At 69.6% G+C, this 19,946-nt stretch carries 22 protein-coding genes; 8 read left to right on the top strand and 14 right to left on the bottom strand.

Features of this window, described 5'->3' with window-relative positions:
- Positions 1-21: 21 nt before the first annotated feature.
- On the bottom strand, positions 22-645 hold the full coding sequence (locus tag ATM97_RS24385) for a TetR/AcrR family transcriptional regulator (RefSeq protein WP_218720480.1): 624 nt from the start codon (positions 643-645) through the stop codon (positions 22-24).
- 75 nt (positions 646-720) lie between these two features.
- Here ATM97_RS24385 and ATM97_RS24390 point away from each other — a divergent pair, with 75 nt between their 5' ends.
- Positions 721-1,932 carry an oxygenase MpaB family protein gene (locus ATM97_RS24390; protein ID WP_218720481.1) on the top strand — a complete coding sequence of 404 codons (1,212 nt, stop codon included), beginning with the start codon at positions 721-723 and terminating at the stop codon, positions 1,930-1,932.
- Positions 1,933-1,953: 21 nt separating this feature from the next.
- Here the strand turns inward: ATM97_RS24390 and ATM97_RS24395 are convergent, their stop codons facing one another.
- The 7 genes from ATM97_RS24395 to ATM97_RS24425 all read right to left on the bottom strand — a co-directional run bounded on the left by ATM97_RS24395 (position 1,954) and on the right by ATM97_RS24425 (position 7,943).
- Complete coding sequence (locus tag ATM97_RS24395; protein WP_218720482.1) at positions 1,954-3,225, bottom strand: CdaR family transcriptional regulator; 1,272 nt, start codon at positions 3,223-3,225, stop codon at positions 1,954-1,956.
- Between the two features lie 233 nt (positions 3,226-3,458).
- Positions 3,459-3,626: a hypothetical protein gene (locus ATM97_RS24400; RefSeq protein ID WP_218720483.1), complete on the bottom strand. Its 168-nt coding sequence runs from the start codon at positions 3,624-3,626 to the stop codon at positions 3,459-3,461.
- Between the two features lie 163 nt (positions 3,627-3,789).
- On the bottom strand, positions 3,790-4,374 hold the full coding sequence (locus tag ATM97_RS24405; RefSeq protein ID WP_218720484.1) for a TetR/AcrR family transcriptional regulator: 585 nt from the start codon (positions 4,372-4,374) through the stop codon (positions 3,790-3,792).
- Between the two features lie 64 nt (positions 4,375-4,438).
- The gene (locus ATM97_RS24410; RefSeq protein WP_218720485.1) at positions 4,439-4,810 is read right to left on the bottom strand and encodes a carboxymuconolactone decarboxylase family protein; all 372 of its coding nucleotides are present in this window, start codon (positions 4,808-4,810) and stop codon (positions 4,439-4,441) included.
- A complete protein-coding gene (locus ATM97_RS24415; protein WP_218720486.1) occupies positions 4,807-5,694 on the bottom strand; it encodes an NAD(P)-dependent oxidoreductase in 888 nt (295 codons plus the stop codon). The genes ATM97_RS24410 and ATM97_RS24415 overlap by 4 nt, the downstream gene beginning before the upstream one ends.
- Complete coding sequence (locus ATM97_RS24420; RefSeq protein ID WP_218720487.1) at positions 5,691-6,440, bottom strand: SDR family oxidoreductase; 750 nt, start codon at positions 6,438-6,440, stop codon at positions 5,691-5,693. Before ATM97_RS24420 ends, ATM97_RS24415 begins: the two co-directional genes overlap by 4 nt.
- 33 nt (positions 6,441-6,473) lie before the next feature.
- On the bottom strand, positions 6,474-7,943 hold the full coding sequence (locus ATM97_RS24425; RefSeq protein WP_218720488.1) for an aldehyde dehydrogenase: 1,470 nt from the start codon (positions 7,941-7,943) through the stop codon (positions 6,474-6,476).
- Between the two features lie 117 nt (positions 7,944-8,060).
- Between ATM97_RS24425 and ATM97_RS24430 the strand changes: the two genes are divergently transcribed.
- From ATM97_RS24430 to ATM97_RS24455, 6 genes are all read left to right on the top strand, one after another.
- Positions 8,061-8,654: a TetR/AcrR family transcriptional regulator gene (locus ATM97_RS24430; RefSeq protein ID WP_218720489.1), complete on the top strand. Its 594-nt coding sequence runs from the start codon at positions 8,061-8,063 to the stop codon at positions 8,652-8,654.
- Positions 8,655-8,744: 90 nt separating this feature from the next.
- Entirely contained in the window at positions 8,745-10,097 is a 1,353-nt protein-coding gene (locus ATM97_RS24435) for a cytochrome P450 (protein WP_218720490.1), read from the top strand.
- Positions 10,098-10,138: 41 nt separating this feature from the next.
- A complete protein-coding gene (locus tag ATM97_RS24440; RefSeq protein ID WP_218720491.1) occupies positions 10,139-11,395 on the top strand; it encodes a cytochrome P450 in 1,257 nt (418 codons plus the stop codon).
- Complete coding sequence (locus ATM97_RS24445) at positions 11,395-12,651, top strand: glycosyltransferase family 4 protein (protein WP_218720492.1); 1,257 nt, start codon at positions 11,395-11,397, stop codon at positions 12,649-12,651. Before ATM97_RS24440 ends, ATM97_RS24445 begins: the two co-directional genes overlap by 1 nt.
- Positions 12,645-13,367, top strand: a complete 723-nt coding sequence (locus ATM97_RS24450; protein WP_218720493.1) for a class I SAM-dependent methyltransferase — start codon at positions 12,645-12,647, stop codon at positions 13,365-13,367. Before ATM97_RS24445 ends, ATM97_RS24450 begins: the two co-directional genes overlap by 7 nt.
- Entirely contained in the window at positions 13,364-14,386 is a 1,023-nt protein-coding gene (locus ATM97_RS24455) for a prenyltransferase (RefSeq protein ID WP_218720494.1), read from the top strand. The genes ATM97_RS24450 and ATM97_RS24455 overlap by 4 nt, the downstream gene beginning before the upstream one ends.
- A 7-nt stretch (positions 14,387-14,393) precedes the next feature.
- On the opposite strand, the gene ATM97_RS24460 is transcribed toward ATM97_RS24455, so the two are convergent.
- On the bottom strand, positions 14,394-15,050 hold the full coding sequence (locus ATM97_RS24460) for a class I SAM-dependent methyltransferase (protein ID WP_218720495.1): 657 nt from the start codon (positions 15,048-15,050) through the stop codon (positions 14,394-14,396).
- A gap of 86 nt (positions 15,051-15,136) precedes the next feature.
- On the opposite strand from ATM97_RS24460, the gene ATM97_RS24465 reads away from it, so the two are divergent.
- Positions 15,137-15,283 (top strand): DUF1059 domain-containing protein, encoded by a 147-nt coding sequence (locus ATM97_RS24465; protein ID WP_218720563.1) that lies wholly within the window; start codon positions 15,137-15,139, stop codon positions 15,281-15,283.
- Between the two features lie 5 nt (positions 15,284-15,288).
- On the opposite strand, the gene ATM97_RS24470 is transcribed toward ATM97_RS24465, so the two are convergent.
- The 5 genes from ATM97_RS24470 to ATM97_RS24490 are packed head-to-tail and all read right to left on the bottom strand — an operon-like array spanning position 15,289 to position 19,936.
- The gene (locus tag ATM97_RS24470; RefSeq protein WP_255588277.1) at positions 15,289-15,864 is read right to left on the bottom strand and encodes a hypothetical protein; all 576 of its coding nucleotides are present in this window, start codon (positions 15,862-15,864) and stop codon (positions 15,289-15,291) included.
- A gap of 16 nt (positions 15,865-15,880) precedes the next feature.
- Complete coding sequence (locus ATM97_RS24475; RefSeq protein WP_218720496.1) at positions 15,881-16,837, bottom strand: MlaD family protein; 957 nt, start codon at positions 16,835-16,837, stop codon at positions 15,881-15,883.
- Positions 16,834-17,913, bottom strand: a complete 1,080-nt coding sequence (locus ATM97_RS24480) for an MlaD family protein (RefSeq protein WP_255588278.1) — start codon at positions 17,911-17,913, stop codon at positions 16,834-16,836. The genes ATM97_RS24475 and ATM97_RS24480 overlap by 4 nt, the downstream gene beginning before the upstream one ends.
- A complete protein-coding gene (locus ATM97_RS24485) occupies positions 17,910-19,016 on the bottom strand; it encodes an MlaD family protein (RefSeq protein ID WP_255588279.1) in 1,107 nt (368 codons plus the stop codon). Before ATM97_RS24485 ends, ATM97_RS24480 begins: the two co-directional genes overlap by 4 nt.
- Positions 19,013-19,936 carry an MlaD family protein gene (locus ATM97_RS24490; RefSeq protein ID WP_308248602.1) on the bottom strand — a complete coding sequence of 308 codons (924 nt, stop codon included), beginning with the start codon at positions 19,934-19,936 and terminating at the stop codon, positions 19,013-19,015. Before ATM97_RS24490 ends, ATM97_RS24485 begins: the two co-directional genes overlap by 4 nt.
- Positions 19,937-19,946: the final 10 nt, after the last annotated feature.

Raw genomic sequence — 19,946 nt, forward strand, 5'->3', positions numbered from 1 at the left:
CCACGGACCGGCGAACGCCGGTCAGCCCGCTCGCGTCGCCACGGCGAGGGCGAGTTCGGTACAGAGCGAGGCCAATTCGGCACTCGACTGACGCGGGTCGCGCAGCCAGGCATCGATGAGCTGATTGATCCCGCCGACGACGAACAGCGCTTCCCGGCGCCGGCTCTCCGGCGTGGCGGGGGTGTCGAGGAACTCCGCGCTGTACTGCACGACGAGATCGGTGACGATGCCGACCGAGCGCGCACGCAGTTCCTCGAGGCCGGCGGTGCCGTGGGTGTCACTGGTGAGGATGCGGTGCAGGTGCGGGTCGGCGGCGATGGCGTCGAGATAGGCCGTCAACGCGCGCGCCAGCTTGCGTTTCAGGCCACCCGGCTCGGCCTGACTGGCCTCGACCAGCGTGGTGGCCAGCTCCTCGTGCACCTGCTCGGCGACCGCGAGTACCAGCGCGTCCCTGGTGGCGAACTGCTCGTAGAAGTAGCGCGGCGTCAACCCCGACGCGGCACACACGCGGCGCACGGTGACCTCGGTCAGGCCGACTTCGCCCCACACCTGCCGACCCGCGGCCAGCAGCTTGTCGCGGCGTTCGTCTCGTCGGTTCGCCGCGCTCATCCCCCGATAGGGCCGGACCACCTCCGCACGCGCCATTGACAGCACTTTAGCAGGCGACCTACTTTGGATATCAGTTGTTATCCAGTTTCCGACGCTCAACGAGGAGTGCCGATGCGTACCGTTCCCACCCGACACCCGGACCGACCCCACCGCACCCCGGCGATCGTCGGCGGTTTCGCGGCGTCACTGGGTGTCCGGAGTCCCGACGCGGACCAGTGGCGGCGCCTCGGCGAGGGACTGCTCGTCGGGGACGAACCGATGGATCGGCTGGTCGAGTGGATGGTCACCGCGGGCAGCAAACAGTTGCGCCCGCTGTTCGACCGGGCGCTCACCCACGGCATCGCCGCGGTGCCGGATGCCCCGGAACCCTTGCGCGAGTTCTTCGCCCGGGTCGAGACGGTGCCCACGTGGGTCGATCACGACAAGCTGGTACGCGGGGCCAAGGTGCTGCTCAGCAGCGGCGCCGACGGCATGTACATCGCACGCGATGTCGCCATGCTTGGCGGCTACCAGTTCTCCGGTTTCAACAAGACCCTCCTGCGTACGGGCGCCCTGGAGAAGGGGTCCAATCAGCGCTGGGCCGAGACGATGCAGTGGGCCATGGACGTGCTGTCCGAGGACGGGTTGTCCCCGCTCGGGCTCGGCTATCGGTCCACGATCCGGGTGCGGCTCATCCACGCGTTCGTGCGTCGCCACGTCACCGCGATGCCGGACTGGCAAACCGAGGATTGGGGCCTGCCGATCAACCAGACCGACATGGCCGCCACGCTGGTCGGCGCCTTCATCGCGCCGGCGATCGGGGCGATGGGGATGGGCGTGCTGCTCACCCCGTCCGAAGCCGACGCCGTCGCACATCTCGTGCGCTACGTCGGCAGCCTGCTCGGCGTCGAGGAGCAGTGGCTGCCGCATTCGTTCCGCGACGGCGTGCGCGTGCTGGTGCACACCCTGTCGGCCTTGGCCGACCCGGACGAGTCGACCCGCCGGCTCGCGATCCCGATGTCCCGAGATCCGCTGTCGTGGAACTACGACCGGCTCCCCACCGTCCGCCGACGCCTGGCCTACGCCCAGCACCTGTCGGTCACCGGCACCTTCCTCGGTCGCCACACGATGCGCGCGCTCGGTCTCCCGACAGTGATCATCCCCTGGTACCCGGCGATCCGGATCCCCCCGAACCTCGTCCGCTCGGCCGCCCGCGTACTCCCCGGCGGCCTCGACCGTGCGGCCACTCGCGGCGCCCGAGAACAGGACCGATTCATGCGCACCCTGGTCGGGGACCGCCCGGCCATCGGGGCCTCCGCCAGCCGACTCACCCACGCCGCGTAGGAGCGAGCCCGCCCCGACGAATCAGCCCGCGCGGGAGCGGGTTTCGTCGTCGGGGTGGCCCTCGTCGGGCCTGTTCAGGCCGCGGTGGGCACGGATCAGCAGTGCCGCGCGCAGATAACACAGTCCCGTGACGTCGTTGAGGTCGAAGCCGGTCAGCTGGCTGATGCGCTTGAGGCGGTAGTCGACGGTATTGGTGTGGACGAACAATTCGCGCGCGGTATTCGTCCTGCGCAGATTCGACGCGATGTAGACCTCGAGCGTGCGCAGCAATTCCGGGTGCGCTTCGAGGGAATCGACGACCGAGCTCAAATAGTCGCGCGCCGCGCCTTCCCTGGTCAGCTGATATTCGAAGGCCAATTCGTGCGGGCGGTACACCTTGCTGGGCCCACCCAGTCGGTGCACTATTTCGACGAGTTCGTGCACCTGTTCGGCGGCGCGCGGGATGTCGGCCGGCGTCGCGGCTGTCGTCACCGCGCGTACGGGCACCTGGGCCGCGGCGGACAATCCGGCGACCAGGTCGTCGAGGTCCGGTTCGGAGAATTCCACGGTGGGCAGCAGGAGGGTCCCGCCGTCGACGCTGAGCAGTGACAGCACTTTGCCGACGCAGCGGTTGGCCAGCTCGGCCTGTACTCGTCGCAGCTTGCGGCGGGCGACCACATTCGCGTCCAGCGCGGGATCGAATTCCTCGGCGTGCGGCGGCAGCGCCAGGGCGATGACGTGATAGCGGTCGGCGATCTCGATGCCGCATTCCCTGGCCATCGTGGAGGTGCTCTGCCCGCCGAGCAGCGCCGAGGTCAAGGTGTGCACGGCAGTGTGGTGCTCACTGACCACGGAACGCAATTCCCGCACATAAGCCGCCGACACCGCCGAGGTGATGGTGTTCTGCACGTCGGTCAATCGCCGGGCCACGCCGACGACCGTGGCGTGGTCGTGGTTGGTCACATTCGCGATCACCAGGTCGAACCCGAGCTTGAAACCCTCGTGTACCGCGTTGTGGATCGTGTCGATCGGAATACCCTCCCGCGCCCAGCCCGCGGCCGCGGCCTGAATCCGCTCCAGGCGTCCGGGGAGATCGCGGCCGTCGAGGACACCACCGGTCAGTTCCAGGCACACCCGCGTCACGGTGGTGACATCGCCGTCGAGGACTTCGGTGGGCAGGGTCGCGCACGGGATGACGTTCTCGATGAAATGGCCCACCATCTGGCGGGATATCGCCCGCACATCTTTCAACGGGGTCGATACCGGTCGTCCCGCGGCGGTCAAGAACGGCGTGCGGGATGCTGAGCCAGCCATAACAAATCCTTCCCACCCAGGCAACTGGGCAAGCTCCCAACTTACCGTGAAGTACAAACCACCGCTCCGGCTTCGCTTGTGATCGGCGGTAAGGGAATGCCGAAATGTTCAGGGGTTCCCCCAAAATCCGGCGAGCGCGTCCACCGTCCGATGGTGGCGGCTCCCGACGGAACCGCGCAATCCCGTTCCTCGCGGACGGTTCCACCACCATCGGCGGCACTCCGGCTAGCGGACTACAAACAGAAGCTCACCTCGAGCGGACCGAGCGGCAGGGGCAGGCACACCTCGACCGACCCCATGACCGGGGCCGGGGCGGCCGCCGTGGCGGTTCCCGCGCCCAGGGCACAGGCGGACAGCGCCAGCACGGCGACGGCGAGCGGACGGGCAGTTCTGGAATTCATACAGTCAACCTCGATTGCGTTCTTTCGACATGCCCCCATCTCGGGGACATCTCGATCAGATCACAGTCAGATCGCGGCGACGGCACTTCATGAAGGTTCTTGACTTTCTCCGTAGAAACTCGGGGAATTGTCATGGATACCTACAAGCGGATCGGATCGGCGGCTACGGAACCCGCAGGATGCGCAGGGCGGCGCGTTCGATACGGTCGGCGATCTTCTCGTAGGACTCGTAGCCCATCCCGGCGCGGACCAGAGCGCCCGCGTAGATCAGTTCGAGCCACTCGACGACCTCCTCGTCGGCGTCGGGGCCGAGTGCGCGCGAGATCCGGCCGCGGATCTCGATGCCGATGCGGGTGCGCAGATGCTCGACATCCGGGTCGCCGCCCAGCAGCGCGCTGGTGACCGCGCCGGACAGTTCCTGCTCGTCGGCCACCAGCAGAGCGATGGTGCGCAGTTCGGCGAGCACGCGGACCGACGGGTCGGGGTCGTCGCTGGCGGGTGAGGGCGAGGCGAGCAGCCGCCGCCAGAAGATCTCGGCCACCAGGTGTTCCTTGGACGAGAAATAGGTGTACGCGGTGGCCGTGCCGACGCCCGCCTCCGCCGCGACCAGCCGGATCGTCATGCCGGAAAAGCCATCTCGGGCCAGCACCCGCAGTGCCGCCTTGGTGAGCCGGTCGACCGTGTCGGCCTGCTTGTCGGTCAACCGCCGCCGGGTCGCCTCGAGGCTGATGGAATTGCTTTCGGACATGCGTCTGGATGCTACTCCGCGGGCGCGGCCCGTCCGCCGACCACGCCCGGGTGTCGGCTCCCGGCTACGTCTTGCGACGTTCCTGCGCGACCACCTTGCCGACGGCGCCGTCGAGTTTGGTCCCGGCGGGCCAGCCCACGTAATGGCAGAGGAACAGCGCGATCTCGCGCAGCTGTTCCTCGGTCAGCTCACCGTTGCGCAGCGCCGCCCCGATCTGGATCTCGGCGATGTCGAGATGGCCCTGCGCGGTGAGCGCGCCGAGCAGCAGCAGCCGCCGTTCCCGCACGGTCAGCGCGGGGCGCGACCAGATCTCGCCGAACAGGTGATCCGCGGTGACCGCGAAGTAGTCACCGGGGCCGTCGGTGAAGTCCCAGCCGTAGACCTCGCTCATCTTGGCCAGGCCACGCTGCCTGAGGTCGTCGTCGGTGGTGCTCATGATGTCTCCTTGTCGAGAACGGCCCCGGCGACGCCGAGCCCGTCGGCCAGCCGGGCGATGGCCAGGTGCGCGAGCGGCAGATCGACGCCGAGCCGGTCGCCGAGCTCCAGGGCCAGCGCGAGGTCCTTTTCACCGAGATCGCGCACATGGCCCAGGATCGGGAACCAGAAGTCGTCGGGGTCCAGCGGGGCGGTGGTGTCGCGCAGCATGATCGCGCCCGGCCCCCCGGTCACCGCGTCGGAGTGGCGCACCACCTTGCCGAGCGCGGTGAGACTGAGCCCGGCGGCGTCGGCCAGGCGCTGGGCCTCGGTCGCGGCGGTGAACGAGATGAAGTGCAACAGGTTGCGCGCCAACTTCATTCGGGTGCCCGCGCCGACGTCCCCGGCGTGCACGATCAGGTCGGCGAAACAGCCGAACGGCGCCCTGATCCGATCCACGGCGGCCGCGCTGCCGCCGATCATCACGGCCAGGCTGCCGTGGGTGGCCCCCGGCGCGCCACCGCTGACCGGCGCGTCGACGAACTCGACCCCGTGCTGCGCGCAGCGCGTGGCGAGTTCGTCCGCGGTCCGATCACCGATGGTCGAATGCACCGCGACGACGGTGCCGGGAACCGCGGTGCGCAGGATGCCCGCCGGACCGGTGAGCACCTCCCGCACCTGCGCGTCGTCGACGACGGTCACGCAGATGACCCGCGCCTGCGCCGCCAGCGCCGCCGGATCGGCGGCCGTCCGGGCCCCCGCCTCGACGAACGGCACGGTGGCCTCGGCGCGGACGTCACAGACGGTGAGCCCGCCCGGCCAGTCCAGCAGGCGCCGGGCCATCGGCGTGCCCATATTGCCCAGCCCGACGAATCCGACCGGCAGCTCATCCGATGCGGTCGTCATCGGATGATCTGCCCGCCGTCGACGTTCAGGATCTGCCCGCTGACCCAGCTCGCGTCGTCGGACAGCAGATACAGGCAGGCGCCGACCAGGTCCTGCGGTGTGCCCATCCGCCTGATCGGGATCCGGGACACCATGTCCTTCACCAGATTCCCCGGCGTCACGGTCTGCGTGGCCTCGGTGTCGATCGGGCCGGGCGCGATGGCGTTGACCCGGATCTTCGAGCCGCCGAGCTCGGTCGCCAGCTGCTGGGTGAGTCCGTTGATGCCGACCTTGGCCAGCCCGTAGAACCCGGAGTACAGCCAGGCCGCCGTGGAGGATTGATTGACGATGGAACCGCCGCCCGCCGCGACCATGGGCTGCCAGACCGCACGCGTCACATTGAGCGCGCCGTCGAAATTCACGCCCATGAACTTCTTGTAGTAGTCCCACGGGACGGTGAGCAGCAGGTCCAGCTTCATCTCGCCGTAGATCGCCGCGTTGTTCACCAGGTGATGGATGGCCCCGAACTCGGCGACGGTGAATTCCGCCAGCGCCGTGGCGGATTCGGGATCGGCCACATCGACCCGGTGGAACGCCGCGGTGCCGCCCTCGGCGACGATCTTCGCCGCGACCTCCGCGCCGCGCTCGGCGTTGAGATCGGCGACGACGACATTGGCGCCCTCGGCGGCGAGCGCGGCGGCGTAGACCGCGCCGATGCCCTGTGCCGCGCCGGTGACGATCGCGGTGCGACCGGTGAAACGTGCCATGGTTGTTCAGCTCCTGTGTAGGGGTCGGTGCGCTCAGGCGGGGGTGGCGACGAGCTTGGTCTCGAGGTATTCCTCGAAGCCCGCGACGCCCATCTCCCGGCCGATGCCGGACTGCTTGTAGCCGCCGAACGGTGCGTCGGCGTGGTACCAGAGCCCGCCGTTGACGCTCAGCGTCCCCGTCCGCACGCCCGCGACCACCCGCTCCACCCGCGCCGGGTCCGTGCCCCAGACCGAGCCCGACAGACCGTAGGGCGAGTCGTTGGCCAGTCGGATCGCGTCGTCGTCTCCGTCGTGCGGGATCACCACGAGCACCGGCCCGAAGATCTCCTCCTGCGCGACGGTCGCGGAATTGCCGAGGCCGGCGATGAGCGTCGGCTCGATGAAGAAACCGCGTTCCTGGTTGGCGGGCCTGCCACCACCCACCACGATCTGTCCGCCCTCGGCCTTCGCGAGCTCGAGATAGCGCTCCACCCGCGCCCGCTGCTGCGCGGAAATCACCGGCCCGCACACGGTCGCGGCGTTCGTCGGGTCTCCCGCCGCCAGCCCCGACAGTGTCGCGGCGGCCGCGGCCACCGCGGCGTCGTAGGCCGCGCGCGGCACCAGCAACCGGGTGGTGAGGGCACAGCCCTGGCCCGCGTGCACGGCGACGGTGAACGCGGTGTAGCTCGCGGCCGCGGCGATATCGGCGTCGTCGAGCACGACCGCCGCCGACTTGCCGCCCAACTCGAGGAAGGTGCGCTTGAGCGTCGCCGAGGCGCCCGCCATCACCGAGCGGCCGGTGCGCGTCGAGCCGGTGAAGGTGATCATGTCGACGCGCGGATCGTCGACCAGCTGCGCGCCGAGGCCGTGATCGGCGGAGGTGACGATATTGAGCACGCCGGCGGGAATGTCGGTGTGTTCGGCGACGAGCGGGCCCAGCACCGCAGCGCACCACGGTGTGTCCGGCGCGGGCTTGAGCACCACGGTATTGCCCGCGGCGAGGGCGGGGCCGATTTTCGCCAGGTTGATCTGGTGCGGGAAGTTCCACGGCGTGATGGCGCCGACGACGCCCACGGCCTCGCGGCGGATCACCCGCCGGGAGGCGACCCCCATCAGGTCCCGCGTGCCCAGATCCGTTTCCCAGGTGTAGTTCTCGGCCAGCTCGGCGGCATAGGTCAGATCGGCGACCGGGCCTTCCAGCTGCGGTCCGCTGGTGAGCATGACCGGGGTGCCGACCTCGGCGATCGTGATCTCGCGCAACTCCTCGAGGTGCTCGCCCAGCACGTCGCGCAGTTGACGCAGGCAGTGGGCGCGGAACGCGGGGTCGCGGGACCACCCGGTCTCGTCGAAAGCGGCGCGGGCCGCGCCGATCGCGGCGTCCATGTCGGCGGCCGAAGCGTCGGCGGCGTGACCGAGCACCTCCTCGGTCGCCGGATTGATCGTCGCGAAGACGCCGGAGCCACCCGGGATCAGCTTGCCGCCGATCAGCAGGGGCGTGCCGCCGGCAGGGACGAGGCCGTTCATGGCAGGTCTCCGATACTTGTCTGGACAGGTGTACGGAATATAGTTCGGATTCCGGAACGGCCGCAAGGGAATGCGCGTCATTCGTCCATACACCCAGCTGTAGTAGCATCCAGACACATGTCCGAACCCGCGCCTACCGGCATCGAAGCAACTCGACGACGCTTGACGGAGAAACAGGCCGACACCGTGGACCGCCTGACCGTGGCCGCGGTCGAGGTGCTGGCCAGGGCGGGCTACTCGGGGACCACCATCCGGCTCGTCGCCGCCGCGGCCGGCGTCGGCACCGCGACCGCGTACACCTACTTCTCCTCCAAGGAACACCTGATCTCAGAGGTGTTCTGGCGACGCCTCATCGCCCTGCCGTACCTGGACGACCAGGACGCCGACCCGACGACGCGGGTAGTCGCCGTGCTGCGCCGGGTCTCGATGCTGGTGGCCGACGAGCCCGCGCTCGCCGGCGCGGTCAGCAGCGCGCTGCTCGGTGACGATCCCGATGTGCGACACCTGCGACTACGCATCGGCAAGGAGATCCGCCACCGGCTCGCGCTGGCCCTGGGCACCAAGGACCCCGAACAACTCGCGGCGCTGGAACTCCTGTATTCCGGCGCGCTGTTACAGGGCGGCATGGGACTGCTCTCCTACGCCGAGGTCGCCGACCTGCTCGAGGTCTGCGCGCGCCGCATGCTGGCCGAACCGGCACCGGGCGACTGACAGTTCCTCCTTGTCGCGCGACGGTAACCGTAGTACTGTCCAGACACATGTCCATCTGATGTCTGGACAGTATTCCGGGAAGGATTCCCCATGACGCCGGCCATACCGCGCCGTGTGTCCGGAGGCGACGACGGCCACGGACACCTCACCGAATTCCGTACCGATCCGATCGCGCTGATGCGCCGCGTCCGCGCCGAATGCGGCGATGTCGGGACCTTCGATCTCGCGGGACGCAACGTCGTGCTGCTCTCCGGTGCCGAAGCCAACGAGTTCTTCTTCCGGGCCGCCGACGACGACCTCGATCAGGGCGCGGCCTATCCGTTCATGAAGCCGATCTTCGGGGAGGGCGTCGTCTTCGACGCGCCACCGGAGCGGCGCAAGGAGATGCTGCACAACCAGGCGCTGCGGGCCGACCACATGCGCGGTCACGCCGGCACCATCGCCCGCGAGGTCGACCGGATGATCGCGAGCTGGGACGACGAGGGCGAGATCGACCTGCTCGAATTCTTCGCCGAGCTCACCATCTACACCTCCTCGGCGTGCCTGATCGGACCGAAGTTCCGCGACCAGCTCGACGCGCGCTTCGCGCACCTCTATCACGAGCTCGAGCAGGGCACCGACGCGCTGGCCTACGTCGATCCGTACGCGCCGATCGAGAGTTTCGCCCGGCGCGACGCCGCCAGGGCCGCCCTGGTCGAGCTGGTGCAGGCGATCATGGATCAGCGCGCGGAGAATCCGCCCGCGGGCAAGGGCGACCGCGACATGCTCGACGTTCTCATGTCCGTCACCGACGAGGACGGTGCCCCGAGGTTCCCGGCGACCGAGATCACCGGCATCTTCATCTCGATGATGTTCGCCGGCCACCACACCACCTCCGGCACCGCGGCCTGGACCATCATCGAACTGCTGCGCCATCCCGAGACACTGCGCGCGGTGGTCACCGAGCTCGACGAGCTGTTCGCCGACGGCGCGGAGGTCAGTCACCATGCGCTGCGCCGGATCCCGCGGCTGGAGGCCGCGCTCAAGGAGGCCCTGCGCCTGCACCCGCCGCTGATCGTGCTCATGCGTGTGGCCCGCGGCGAGTTCGAGGTGTGCGGGCACCGGATCGCACCGGGCGACATGGTCGCCGCCACCCCCGCGGTCTCCAACCGGATCCCGGAGGACTTCCCCGACCCGGACGCCTTCGATCCCGGCCGCTACCTCGATCCGCGCCAGGACGACATCGTCAACCGCTGGACCTGGATCCCCTTCGGCGCGGGCAGGCACCGCTGTGTCGGGGCGCCGTTCGCGCTCATGCAACTCAAGGCGATCTTCTCGATCCTGCTGCGGGACTGGGAGTTCGAACTGGCCCAGCCGTCGTCGACCTATCGCAACGACCATTCGAAGATGGTCGTTCAGCTGCAACAGCCCTGTCGCGTCCGCTACCGTCGCCGGCATCGCTGACCGCCCCGGGCCCACACCGCTGTCGGCATCCAGGAGGAACCGTGTCAGCACCGTCGCTACCCACCGGATTCGATTTCACCGATCCAGCTCTCTGGCAACACCGTAACCCCGTCCAGGAATTCGCCGAACTACGCCGGACCGCGCCCGTGTGGTGGAACGCGCAGACCGACGCGCAGTCGGGCGGGTTCCGCGACGGCGGCTACTGGGTCGTCACCAAACATGAGGACATCAAGGAGATCTCGCGCAATCCCGACCTGTTCTCGTCACAGCGCAAGGGTTCGGTCATCCGGCTGCCCGGCGAAGTGACGCCCGAGCAGATCGAGCTGACCGGCGCGCTGCTGCTGAACATGGACCCGCCCAAGCACACCAAGATCCGGCGCATCATCGCCAAGGGGTTCACCCCGCGCGCGGTCGAGGGGTTGCGCGCGGCACTGGCCGAGCGGGCGGCCGCCATCGTGCACGAGGCCGCGAAGACCGGTGGCGGTGACTTCGTCGAGCAGGTGGCGTGTGAACTACCGCTGCAGGCCATCGCGGAACTCGTCGGGGTGCCCCAGGAGGACCGCCGCAAGCTGTTCGACTGGTCGAATCAGATGCTCAACTACGACGACCCGGAATACGGTGACGCCACCACCACCGACGCCTCCTCCGCCGCCGCGACGGGCATCCTCGGCTACGCCTGGGACCTGGCCGAGCAGCGCCGGGCCGACCCGCGCGAAGACATCGTGAGCAAGCTCGTGCACGCCGACCTCGACGGTGAGGCGCTCGGCTCCGACGAATTCGGATTCTTCGTCATCCTGCTCGCGGTGGCAGGCAACGAGACCACCCGCAACGCCATCACCCACGGTATGAAGGCCTTCGTCGACCACCCCGATCAGTGGGAGCTCTACCGGGCGCGCCGCCCGGCCACCGCGCCCGACGAGATCGTCCGGTGGGCGACACCGGTGACGGTGTTCCAGCGCACCGCCACCGCCGACACCGAGCTCGGCGGGCAGCGCATCCGGGCCGGTGACCGGGTCGGATTGTTCTACAGCTCGGCCAATTTCGACGAGGACGCCTTCGCCTCGCCGTTCACCTTCGACATCCTGCGCGACCCCAACCCGCATCTGGGCTTCGGCGGCACCGGCGCCCACTTCTGCGTCGGGGCGAATCTGGCCCGGCTCGAGATCGATCTCGTCTTCGGGGCGATCGCCGAGGTGATGCCGAAACTGACCCAGGTCGCCGAGCCGCAGCGGCTGCGGTCGGGGTGGATCAACGGCATCAAACACTGGCAGGTCGACTACGGGACCGGGGTGCGCTGATGCGGATCGCGTTGCTGTCCTACCGGAGCAAGGCCCACTGCGGCGGCCAGGGGGTCTATGTCCGATATCTCAGCCAGGGGCTCGTCGAGCTGGGGCATCAGGTCGAGGTGTTCTCCGGTCAGCCCTATCCGGAAGACCTCGACCCCCGGGTCCGGCTGACCGAGGTACCGAGCCTGGACCTCTACCGTGACGACGATCCCTTCCGCACGCCGCACCCGCGCGAGATCCGCGACCGGATCGACCTGCTCGAACTCGCCACCATGTGGACGGCCGGGTTCCCGGAGCCGCGCACCTTCAGCCTGCGCGCCGCCCGGCTGCTGGCGACCCGCGCAGCGGACTTCGATGTCGTGCACGACAATCAGTGCCTCGGGTACGGACTGCTCGACATCGCCCGCCTGCGGCCGCTGGTGGCGACGATCCATCATCCGATCACCCGTGATCGCGCGGTGGATCTGGCCGCGGCGCCGTGGCGGCGGCGCCCGTTCGTCCGGCGCTGGTACGGATTCCTCGGCATGCAGCAGCGGGTGGCCCGCCGGATTCCGGACCTGATCACGGTGTCGGAATCGTCGGCCGCCGATATCGCCGCCGACTTCGGCGTCGTCCCGGCACAGCTGCGCACGGTCCCCCTCGGCGTGGACACCGCGCTGTTCCGGCCGCGCGAGACGCCCCGAGTCCGTGGCCGGATCGTGGCGGTCGCCAGCGCCGACAAGCCGCTCAAGGGCATCGCGCACCTGCTGCACGCGCTGGCGCGGCTGCGCCATCACCACGAGGTCGAGCTGCGGTTGGTCGCCAAGCTGGAGCCGAACGGGCCCACCGAGAAACTCATCGCCGAACTCGGTCTCGCCGATATCGTCACCCCGGTCAGCGGACTCAGCGACGACCGACTCGCCGCAGTGCTCGCCACGGCCGAGATCGCCTGCATTCCCTCGATGTACGAGGGGTTCTCGCTGCCTGCGGTCGAGGCCATGGCCAGCGGCACGCCCTTGGTCGCCAGCCGGGCCGGTGCGCTGCCCGAGGTGGTCGGCGACTGCGCGGAATTGATCACGCCCGGCGACATCGATGCGCTGACCCGGGTCCTGGGCGAACTGCTCGCCGATCCGGCACGTCGGCGGCGGATGGGCGAGCGGGGTCGTCGGCGTGCCGTCGACCTGTTCAGCTGGGCCGCCGTCGCCGCGCAGACCGTCGCGGTCTACGAGCGCGCGATCGACCGCTTCCACTCCCCCGATTTCGGGCATTCGCAGGAGGATCCATGCTGACCGTCGACTTCGACCGCTTGGGCGTCGGACCCGGTTCCCGGGTGATCGATGTCGGCTGCGGAGCGGGACGGCACGCGTTCCAGGCCTACCGCCGGGGCGCCGACGTCGTGGCCTTCGACCAGAACGCGCAGGATCTGGCGCAGGTGGACGCCATGTTCGAGGCCATGGCCGCGGCGGGCGAGGCACCCGAGTACGCCAAGGCCGAGACCGTGCGTGGTGACGCGCTCGACCTGCCCTACGGCGACGGCGAATTCGACGTGGTCATCGCCTCGGAGATCCTCGAGCACGTCCCGGCCGACGATCGGGCGATCGCCGAGCTCGCCCGCATCGTCACACCCGGTGGCGCGCTGGCGGTCACGGTGCCGCGCTGGCTGCCGGAACGCCTCTGCTGGGCGCTCTCGGACGAGTATCACGCCAACGAGGGCGGCCACGTGCGGATCTACCGAGCCGACGAGCTCCGCGACAAGGTCACCGCGCACGGACTGCGCTGTGTCCACCGGGAATTCGCGCACGCGCTGCATTCGCCCTACTGGTGGCTCAAATGCGCGGTGGGCGTGCGCGACGACGACAATCCGCTGGTGCGCGCGTATCACCGCCTGCTGGTGTGGGACATGATGTCGGCGCCCACGCTGACCCGCACGGCCGAACGCCTGCTGAACCCGCTCGTCGGCAAGTCCGTCGCCCTCTATTTCACGAAGCCGGCGGTGCGGCGATGACGGCGGTCCTGCCGGCCGTCGCGGGCGTCGTCTCGGCGCGCGAGCTGCGGCGCACCGCCGAGACCATCGCCGCCGCACAGGAACCCGACGGGGCGATCCCCTGGTTCACCGGCGGTCACACCGATCCGTGGGACCACGTCGAATCCGCGATGGCGCTGACCGTGGCCGGATTGTGGGACCAGGCCCGCGAGGCCTACATCTGGTCGGCCAAGACCCAGCGCACGGACGGGTCGTGGCCGATGCAGACGCGCGGTGGGGTCGTCGAGAACCACGATGCCGACGCCAACTTCTGTGCCTATCTCGCCACCGGTGTCCTGCACGCGCTGACCGTCACCGGTGACGCGGGCTTCGCCGCCGAGCTGTGGCCGACGGTCCGAGCGGGCATCGACTTCGTGCTCGGTCTGCAGCAGGGCGCCCACGGCGAGATCCATTGGTCGGCAAACGAATCGGGCACCTCCGGCGAGGCACTGCTGACCGGGTGCTCGAGCATCTATCACAGCCTGGGCTGTGCGGTGATCCTCGCCGAGCGTCTGGGTGATCCCCGCCCGGACTGGGTCCGCGCGCGCCGCAGGCTCGGCCGAGCCCTGCGCGACCATCCGGAAGTCTTCCTGGACAAGAGCCGCTACTCGATGGATTGGTACTACCCGATTCTCGGTGGCGCACTGCGCGGTCCGGCCGCCCGAGCCCGGATCGCGCGGCACTGGGACGAATTCGTGGTCGCCGACCTCGGCATCCGCTGCGTCGCCGACGCGCCCTGGGTGACCGGTGCGGAGACCTGCGAACTGGTCCTCGCCCTCGACGCCGACGGCGACACCGCCACCGCCACCGCGCTGTTCACCGCGATGCAGCACCTGCGTGATCTCGACGGGTCCTACTGGACCGGTCTGGTGTTCACCGACGGTAAGCGCTGGCCGGAGGAACGCACCACCTGGACCGCGGCCGCCGTCGTGCTCGCCGCCGACGCCCTGAGCCGCACCACCGCCGCCAACGGCCTCTTCCGCGACGCCGTCGACTGCTGAGGCGAGCTCAGCCGCAGGCGGCGATCCGCTGGAGGACGCGCAGCGAGCCGGTCACCGAGAGCTCGCGGAACTTGCCGCTGTCGAGGGCCCGGCGGTAGATGCCGAACGGGGCCTGCCCACCGTCGGCGGGGTCGGGGAAGACGTCGTGGATCGCCAGCAGTCCACCGCCCGCGACCCAGTGCACCCAGTTGTCGTAATCGCGCTGGGCGGCTTCCTCGGTGTGGCCGCCGTCGATGAAGAGCATGCTGAGCGGGGTCCGCCAGATGCGGGCGGCCGCGGCGGAGGATCCGATGATCGCTATGACGGTGTCGGTCAGGCCGGCCCGGATCATGGTGCGCCGGAAGGCCGTCACGGTATCGAAGACGCCCGTCTCGGGGTCGACCAAACCGGTGTCGTGATACTCCCAGCCCGGCTGGTGCTCCTCCGAGCCCCGATGATGATCGACGGTGAAGACGGTCGCGCCGGTCTCGCGTGCCGCGGCGCCGAGATAGACCGCCGACTTGCCACAGTAGGTGCCGATTTCGAGAATGGTTCCCGTGCCCGCGTAGTCGCGGGCGGCGGTGTACAGCGCGCGCCCTTCGTCCGCCGGCATGAATCCGGTGGCCTGCTCGGCGAGCGCGAACAGCGCACCGGCCTCGGCGGAGAGCTCGTCTACGGGTCCCATGACTCACGCTAACACAGCGATTGGAATAGACTCCGGACTACTGTCCAGCAGATCGCCGGGCGGTGACCGGCACAGGAGAAACCGTGATGAAGACTCGCCTCAACTGCCCCTGCGGTACCCAGATCAACGCCGACAACGAGGACGACCTGGTCGCCCGGACGCAGGCGCATCTGGCCGAAAATCATCCCGACCACGACTACACGCGCGACGAGATCCTCTTCATCGCCTACTGACCGCGCTACTTCTTCGGCAAGCTGTTCTGCAACCCGCCCACTTCGGTGATCGTCCAGCCCGCGTTGCGGTCGATGGTCAGCGAGTAGGTGACGGTGGCGGCCGCGCCACCGGGATTCTGGGCGCTCGTGGAGACGACCGTGAAATAGGCGTTGACCTTGTAGATCCCCCCGGACTCCGAAACGACCGTCGCCGAGAGCGGAGTCGCGGTGGAGGTCCATTGCAGCGGCAGCAGGATCTGTTCGAGCTGCGGTGCGGTGGCGTCGAACTTCGCCGTCAGCTGCGGCGCGGTGCCCGCGCGCAACCGGCCGAACCACGCCGTGAGGTCGCGGTAGTCGATCGTCGATGCGCCGACACCGTAGTCGATCGCGATGCGCTCGGCGTGCCGCTCGTCGGCCGCGCGGGCGTCGCGGTCGGCGAGCGTGGACCGGGCCGAGAAGTACAGCACGGCGAAGGTGATCGTCGCGACGGTGAGTCCGCCGATCGCGACGGCCACCAGGATGCTGGACAGCCGCAGCGATACCGTCCGCGGCGCCTGCCGACCGCCGTCGGTGGTGGTGGGTTCCGCTGTCGCTGTGCTCATGCGCTGTCCTTCGTCGCTATTTGACGGCGATGCGGAAGTGCACCGTGCCGTCGGGGCCCACACTCTGCAGGGCCTGGTCGATCAGGGTGCTGACGTCGATCGCGGGGGCACGGTGCACGGCGTCGGTCACCACCGGGTCGAGCACCTGACCCAAGGGTTCGATGCTCGGCCCGATCTCGGTGATCAGCTCCGTGAGACGGGCCAGGAACGGGACGAGCCCGTCGCCGGTGACGTAGTCGTCCAGCGGACGGCTTTCCACGAGCGCCGAGCCCGATTCGACGATCGCGCTCAGGGTGACGCCGAACTCACCGAACTTCGGGCCCGCGGCGCCCAACGACGGTCCCAGCCAGGCCATGTCGCCGCCGAGAGCCTGGATGTCGGCGAACAGCCCCCGGATCGCGTCGGTGCGGCTGAGCAGTGTCGCGGCGAGCAGATTCGAGGATCGGTGCAGCGTCTGCCGCGCCGCGTCGGTGCCCGCGAGCGCGCGGTCGAAGGTGTCCACCAGGCGCGCGATCACTTCGGGCCGAATCTGTGCGAGCAGGTCGACCAGCTTCGCGGACAGGGCGGTGACGGTCATCGGCAGGTGGATCCGATCGGTCGGGATCACCTGTCCGTCCTCGAGATACGGCCCGGCACCGGAGTCCGGCGCGAATACCAGATAGGGCTCCCCGAGCGCCGACAACTGCTCGATCCGGACCGTGCTCGACAGCGGAATCCGCCGGCTGCTGTCGATCCGCAACGCCACCCGCACACCGCTGGCCTGCTTGCGCACCGCTTCGACCCGGCCCACTCGGACGCCCGCGAGCAGCACCGGCGCGTTCGGCACCAACCCGCCCGCGCTGTCGAGGGTCATCTCGGCGGTGAGGAAGTCCCGTCGCGGGTCGAAGCCGAGCACGCCGAACGACATGTAGGCGACGCCGAGGATCAGCACCGCCGCGATAGCCGACAGTGATACCACCGCACGCAGATTCATCGCACCGCCCCGATCATCCGCAGGGTGTCGACGATGCGGCCGGTGCGATCGCCCGAGGTGAGGCCGGGCGCCCCGGTGACGCCGACGTCGACCAGGTCCACCTTCGGGCCGCGGGTCGCGAACGGCACGAGCTCGGTATTGATCAGATCGATGAGGGTCTGCATGTTCGACGGCGACGCGGTGTCGAGGGGGCTGCTGCCGAACAGCACGGGCACCACGGCCCGGGTGGTGTCGTCGAGCGAGGACAGCAGCGGGCCGAGCCACTGCGCGCTCGGCGCGACCGGGCCGAGCGCGGTGAGCACGAAGATGACGCCGATCTGGGCGTTGACGGCGTCGGTGGTGTGGTCGACGCCGTAGGGGGTGAGCAGTTCGTCGAGCATCGGCAGGTTCTGTCGCAGGCCGTCCTCGACCGTCGCTTCCATCCCGTCGAGAAGGGCGTCGACCGAGTCGAGGTGCGCGCCCAGATCCGACAGGTCGGCGCCGAGCACCCCGGCGATCCGGGCGGTGTCGCGCGGATCCTCGGGCAGCAGCCCGTTCGCGGTGCGCAGGATGCTCTGGAAGTCGGTGACCGCGCCGCTGCCGAGGAACGTCGACAGACCGGCCAGGATGTCCTCGATCGGTGGGGCCTGAGTGGTGTCGGCCAGGGGGATGGTCGCGCCGTCGGTCAGCGTGCCCGCGGTGTCGCCGCCCGGCTCGCCCAGCGCGATATGGACGTCGCCGAGCGGTGTCTCCTGGCGCAGCACGGCGGTCGTGCCCACCGGCAGCCGGACCGACTGCCGGATCTCGACATCGGCCACCGCGTACCCCGGCCGCGCCGCCATCTCCGGGGTGGCGGCCACCGGGTCGACCAGGGCGACCCCCGTCAGCCTGCCCACCCGCACGCCCGCCGCGATCACCTCGGCGCCCTGCGGCAGATTCAGCACATCGGCGAACTCGATCCGCAGGTGATAGGTCGGGCCGCCGACGCCGGTGCCGGGCACCGGCAGGTCGGCGGGCTGAAAGCCACATCCGCTGCCCGCCAGCGTCATTCCCGCGACCAACAGAACGCCGAGGACCCGGCGCCGGATGCGTGTCATCGTGTACTCACCCCCGCGAGTAGGACCGGCAGTGCCGGAATCGTCACCACACCCTCGGCCGAGGTCTGACAACCCTGCCCGGTGACGGCCTGCACCGCCGCGCAGATCCGCGCCGAGTCCGGCGGGGCCGGTGCGAGTTTCGGTGGCGCGTAGCCGATGGTCAGCTGTCCGCTCACCGGGTCGACCGCACCGGCGAATCCGCCGGCCAGCACGGGAGTCCGCGCGATCACCTCGGCGAGCGAGGAGACACCCGCCGCGATCATGCGCGACAGCTCGGGGACGGAGTCCAGCGCGCGCAGCGCGGGCGAACCGAACATCATGACGACGTCGTTGAGCTGGGGCAAGAGCTCGGCCAGCGTGGCGACGATCTGGATGATCGGTGGGAACGCGATGGTGACGATGTCGTCGAAGGTTTGCGGCAGCCCCGACACCGTGGTCTCCACCTGCGCCCAGCCGTGGCGTGCCCGCTGGGCGAGCGCGCTGAGGGCGTCGAGCAGCTGTCCGAGGTGCCCGATGGCCGCGTCCGGTGCCGACAGCGCCCGGCTCAGCGCGAGGATCAGGTCGTTGAGCTGGTCGCCCGTGCCGGTGGTGGCGCGATCGAGCGCGTCGAGTCCGGCGCCGACAGCGGTGCGTTGGGCGGGATCACCCGAACCGTTGAGTTGATCGGCGAGGCCGGCCAGGGCGTCGAAGGTCTGCGAGAGGCTCTTGGGTGTCAGGGTTTTCGTGATGCACGCGCCGCCCGAGGCCAGGCCGGGTCCGGCCGGTTCGTCGCCGATGAGGGCGAGCCGCCGATCGGCGATCAGGGTGTCGCTGACCGTCACCGCCCCCACGTCGGCCGGGAGTGTGCGATCGGCGCGCACGGTGAACTCGACCCGCGCCGACACGCCGACGACGCTGATCCCGGTGACGCGACCGACGGGCACGCCAAGGACGGTCACCGCGCTGCCCTCGTAGAGCCCGATGCTGTCGGGCAGGTCGGCGCAGTAGGCGCGCATCGGCGGATGCGGTGTGCTCAGCCGCAGACCGAGCGCCCCCGCCAGCACCACGACGACCACGACCGCGGCCGACATCAGCCCCCGTGACCCCAGGATCGACTTCGTCAACACGCGCCTCCTGGCAGCGGAATGCACAGCGCGGGAACCGGAAGGGTGGCCGTGGACTGGTCGATGGTGATCCCGCCGCCCGCGGGCAGCAGCGGTGCCAGCCGGTGCTGGAGCGCGCGCACGGCATCCAGCAGCGCGCCGAGCCGGGCGCCGAGCTGCTCGAGCGGGGGAATCGCGTCCGCCAGCGGTTGGACGCGCTGCTTCAGCGAGGCGTCCCACGCCCGCCCCAGCGGCGTCACGTCGTGCAACACCACGGCGAGATCGCGCAGGGATTGCGCCACCTGCACCTTGTTGGTCTGGATGATCTGCTCGAGCGTGCCCAAGGTGATCAGCAGCCGCGCCAGCACCCCGGCATTCGTGTCGAGCGCGGACAGATACTCGTCGGCGATGGCCAGGGTGCGGGAGATGTCGGCATTCTGTTCGTCGAGGATCTCGACCACGTCGCCGGCCGCGCGCACCGCCGCGCGCACGGCCTCCGGACTCTGTTCGATCGCGGTCGACAGTGCCGCGAGATCCCGCCGGACGACGCCGCCGTCGATCCGGCGGACGGGCCGGATCGCGTCCTGGAAGGCCTGGGTCAGGTTGTAGGGCACGATGACTCGCTCCCGGGGGATGACGGCCGGCCCGAGCGGCCGGGTACCGGCGGGCAGGACGGCGACGTAATAGCCGCCGACGAAGGTCAGCATCCGGATGTCGAGGGTCGTCTGGTCGCCGAGGAAGGCGTCCGCGCGGACGGTGAACTCCATCCGGACCCGGTCGGTGAGCAGCGTCAGCGACCTGACCTTGCCGACCGGGATGCCGGCCAGGCGCACATCGTCGCCCGGCCGGACCGAACCCGCCTGGGCGAGCTCGGCCGCATAGGTCCGCTCGGGCGAGGTTCCGGTGACATACACCGCGCCGATCGCGATCAGCAGGAGCACGGCCGCGCAG

The organism is Nocardia sp. MH4 (assembly GCF_019266065.1).
Classification (GTDB): domain Bacteria; phylum Actinomycetota; class Actinomycetes; order Mycobacteriales; family Mycobacteriaceae; genus Nocardia; species Nocardia canadensis.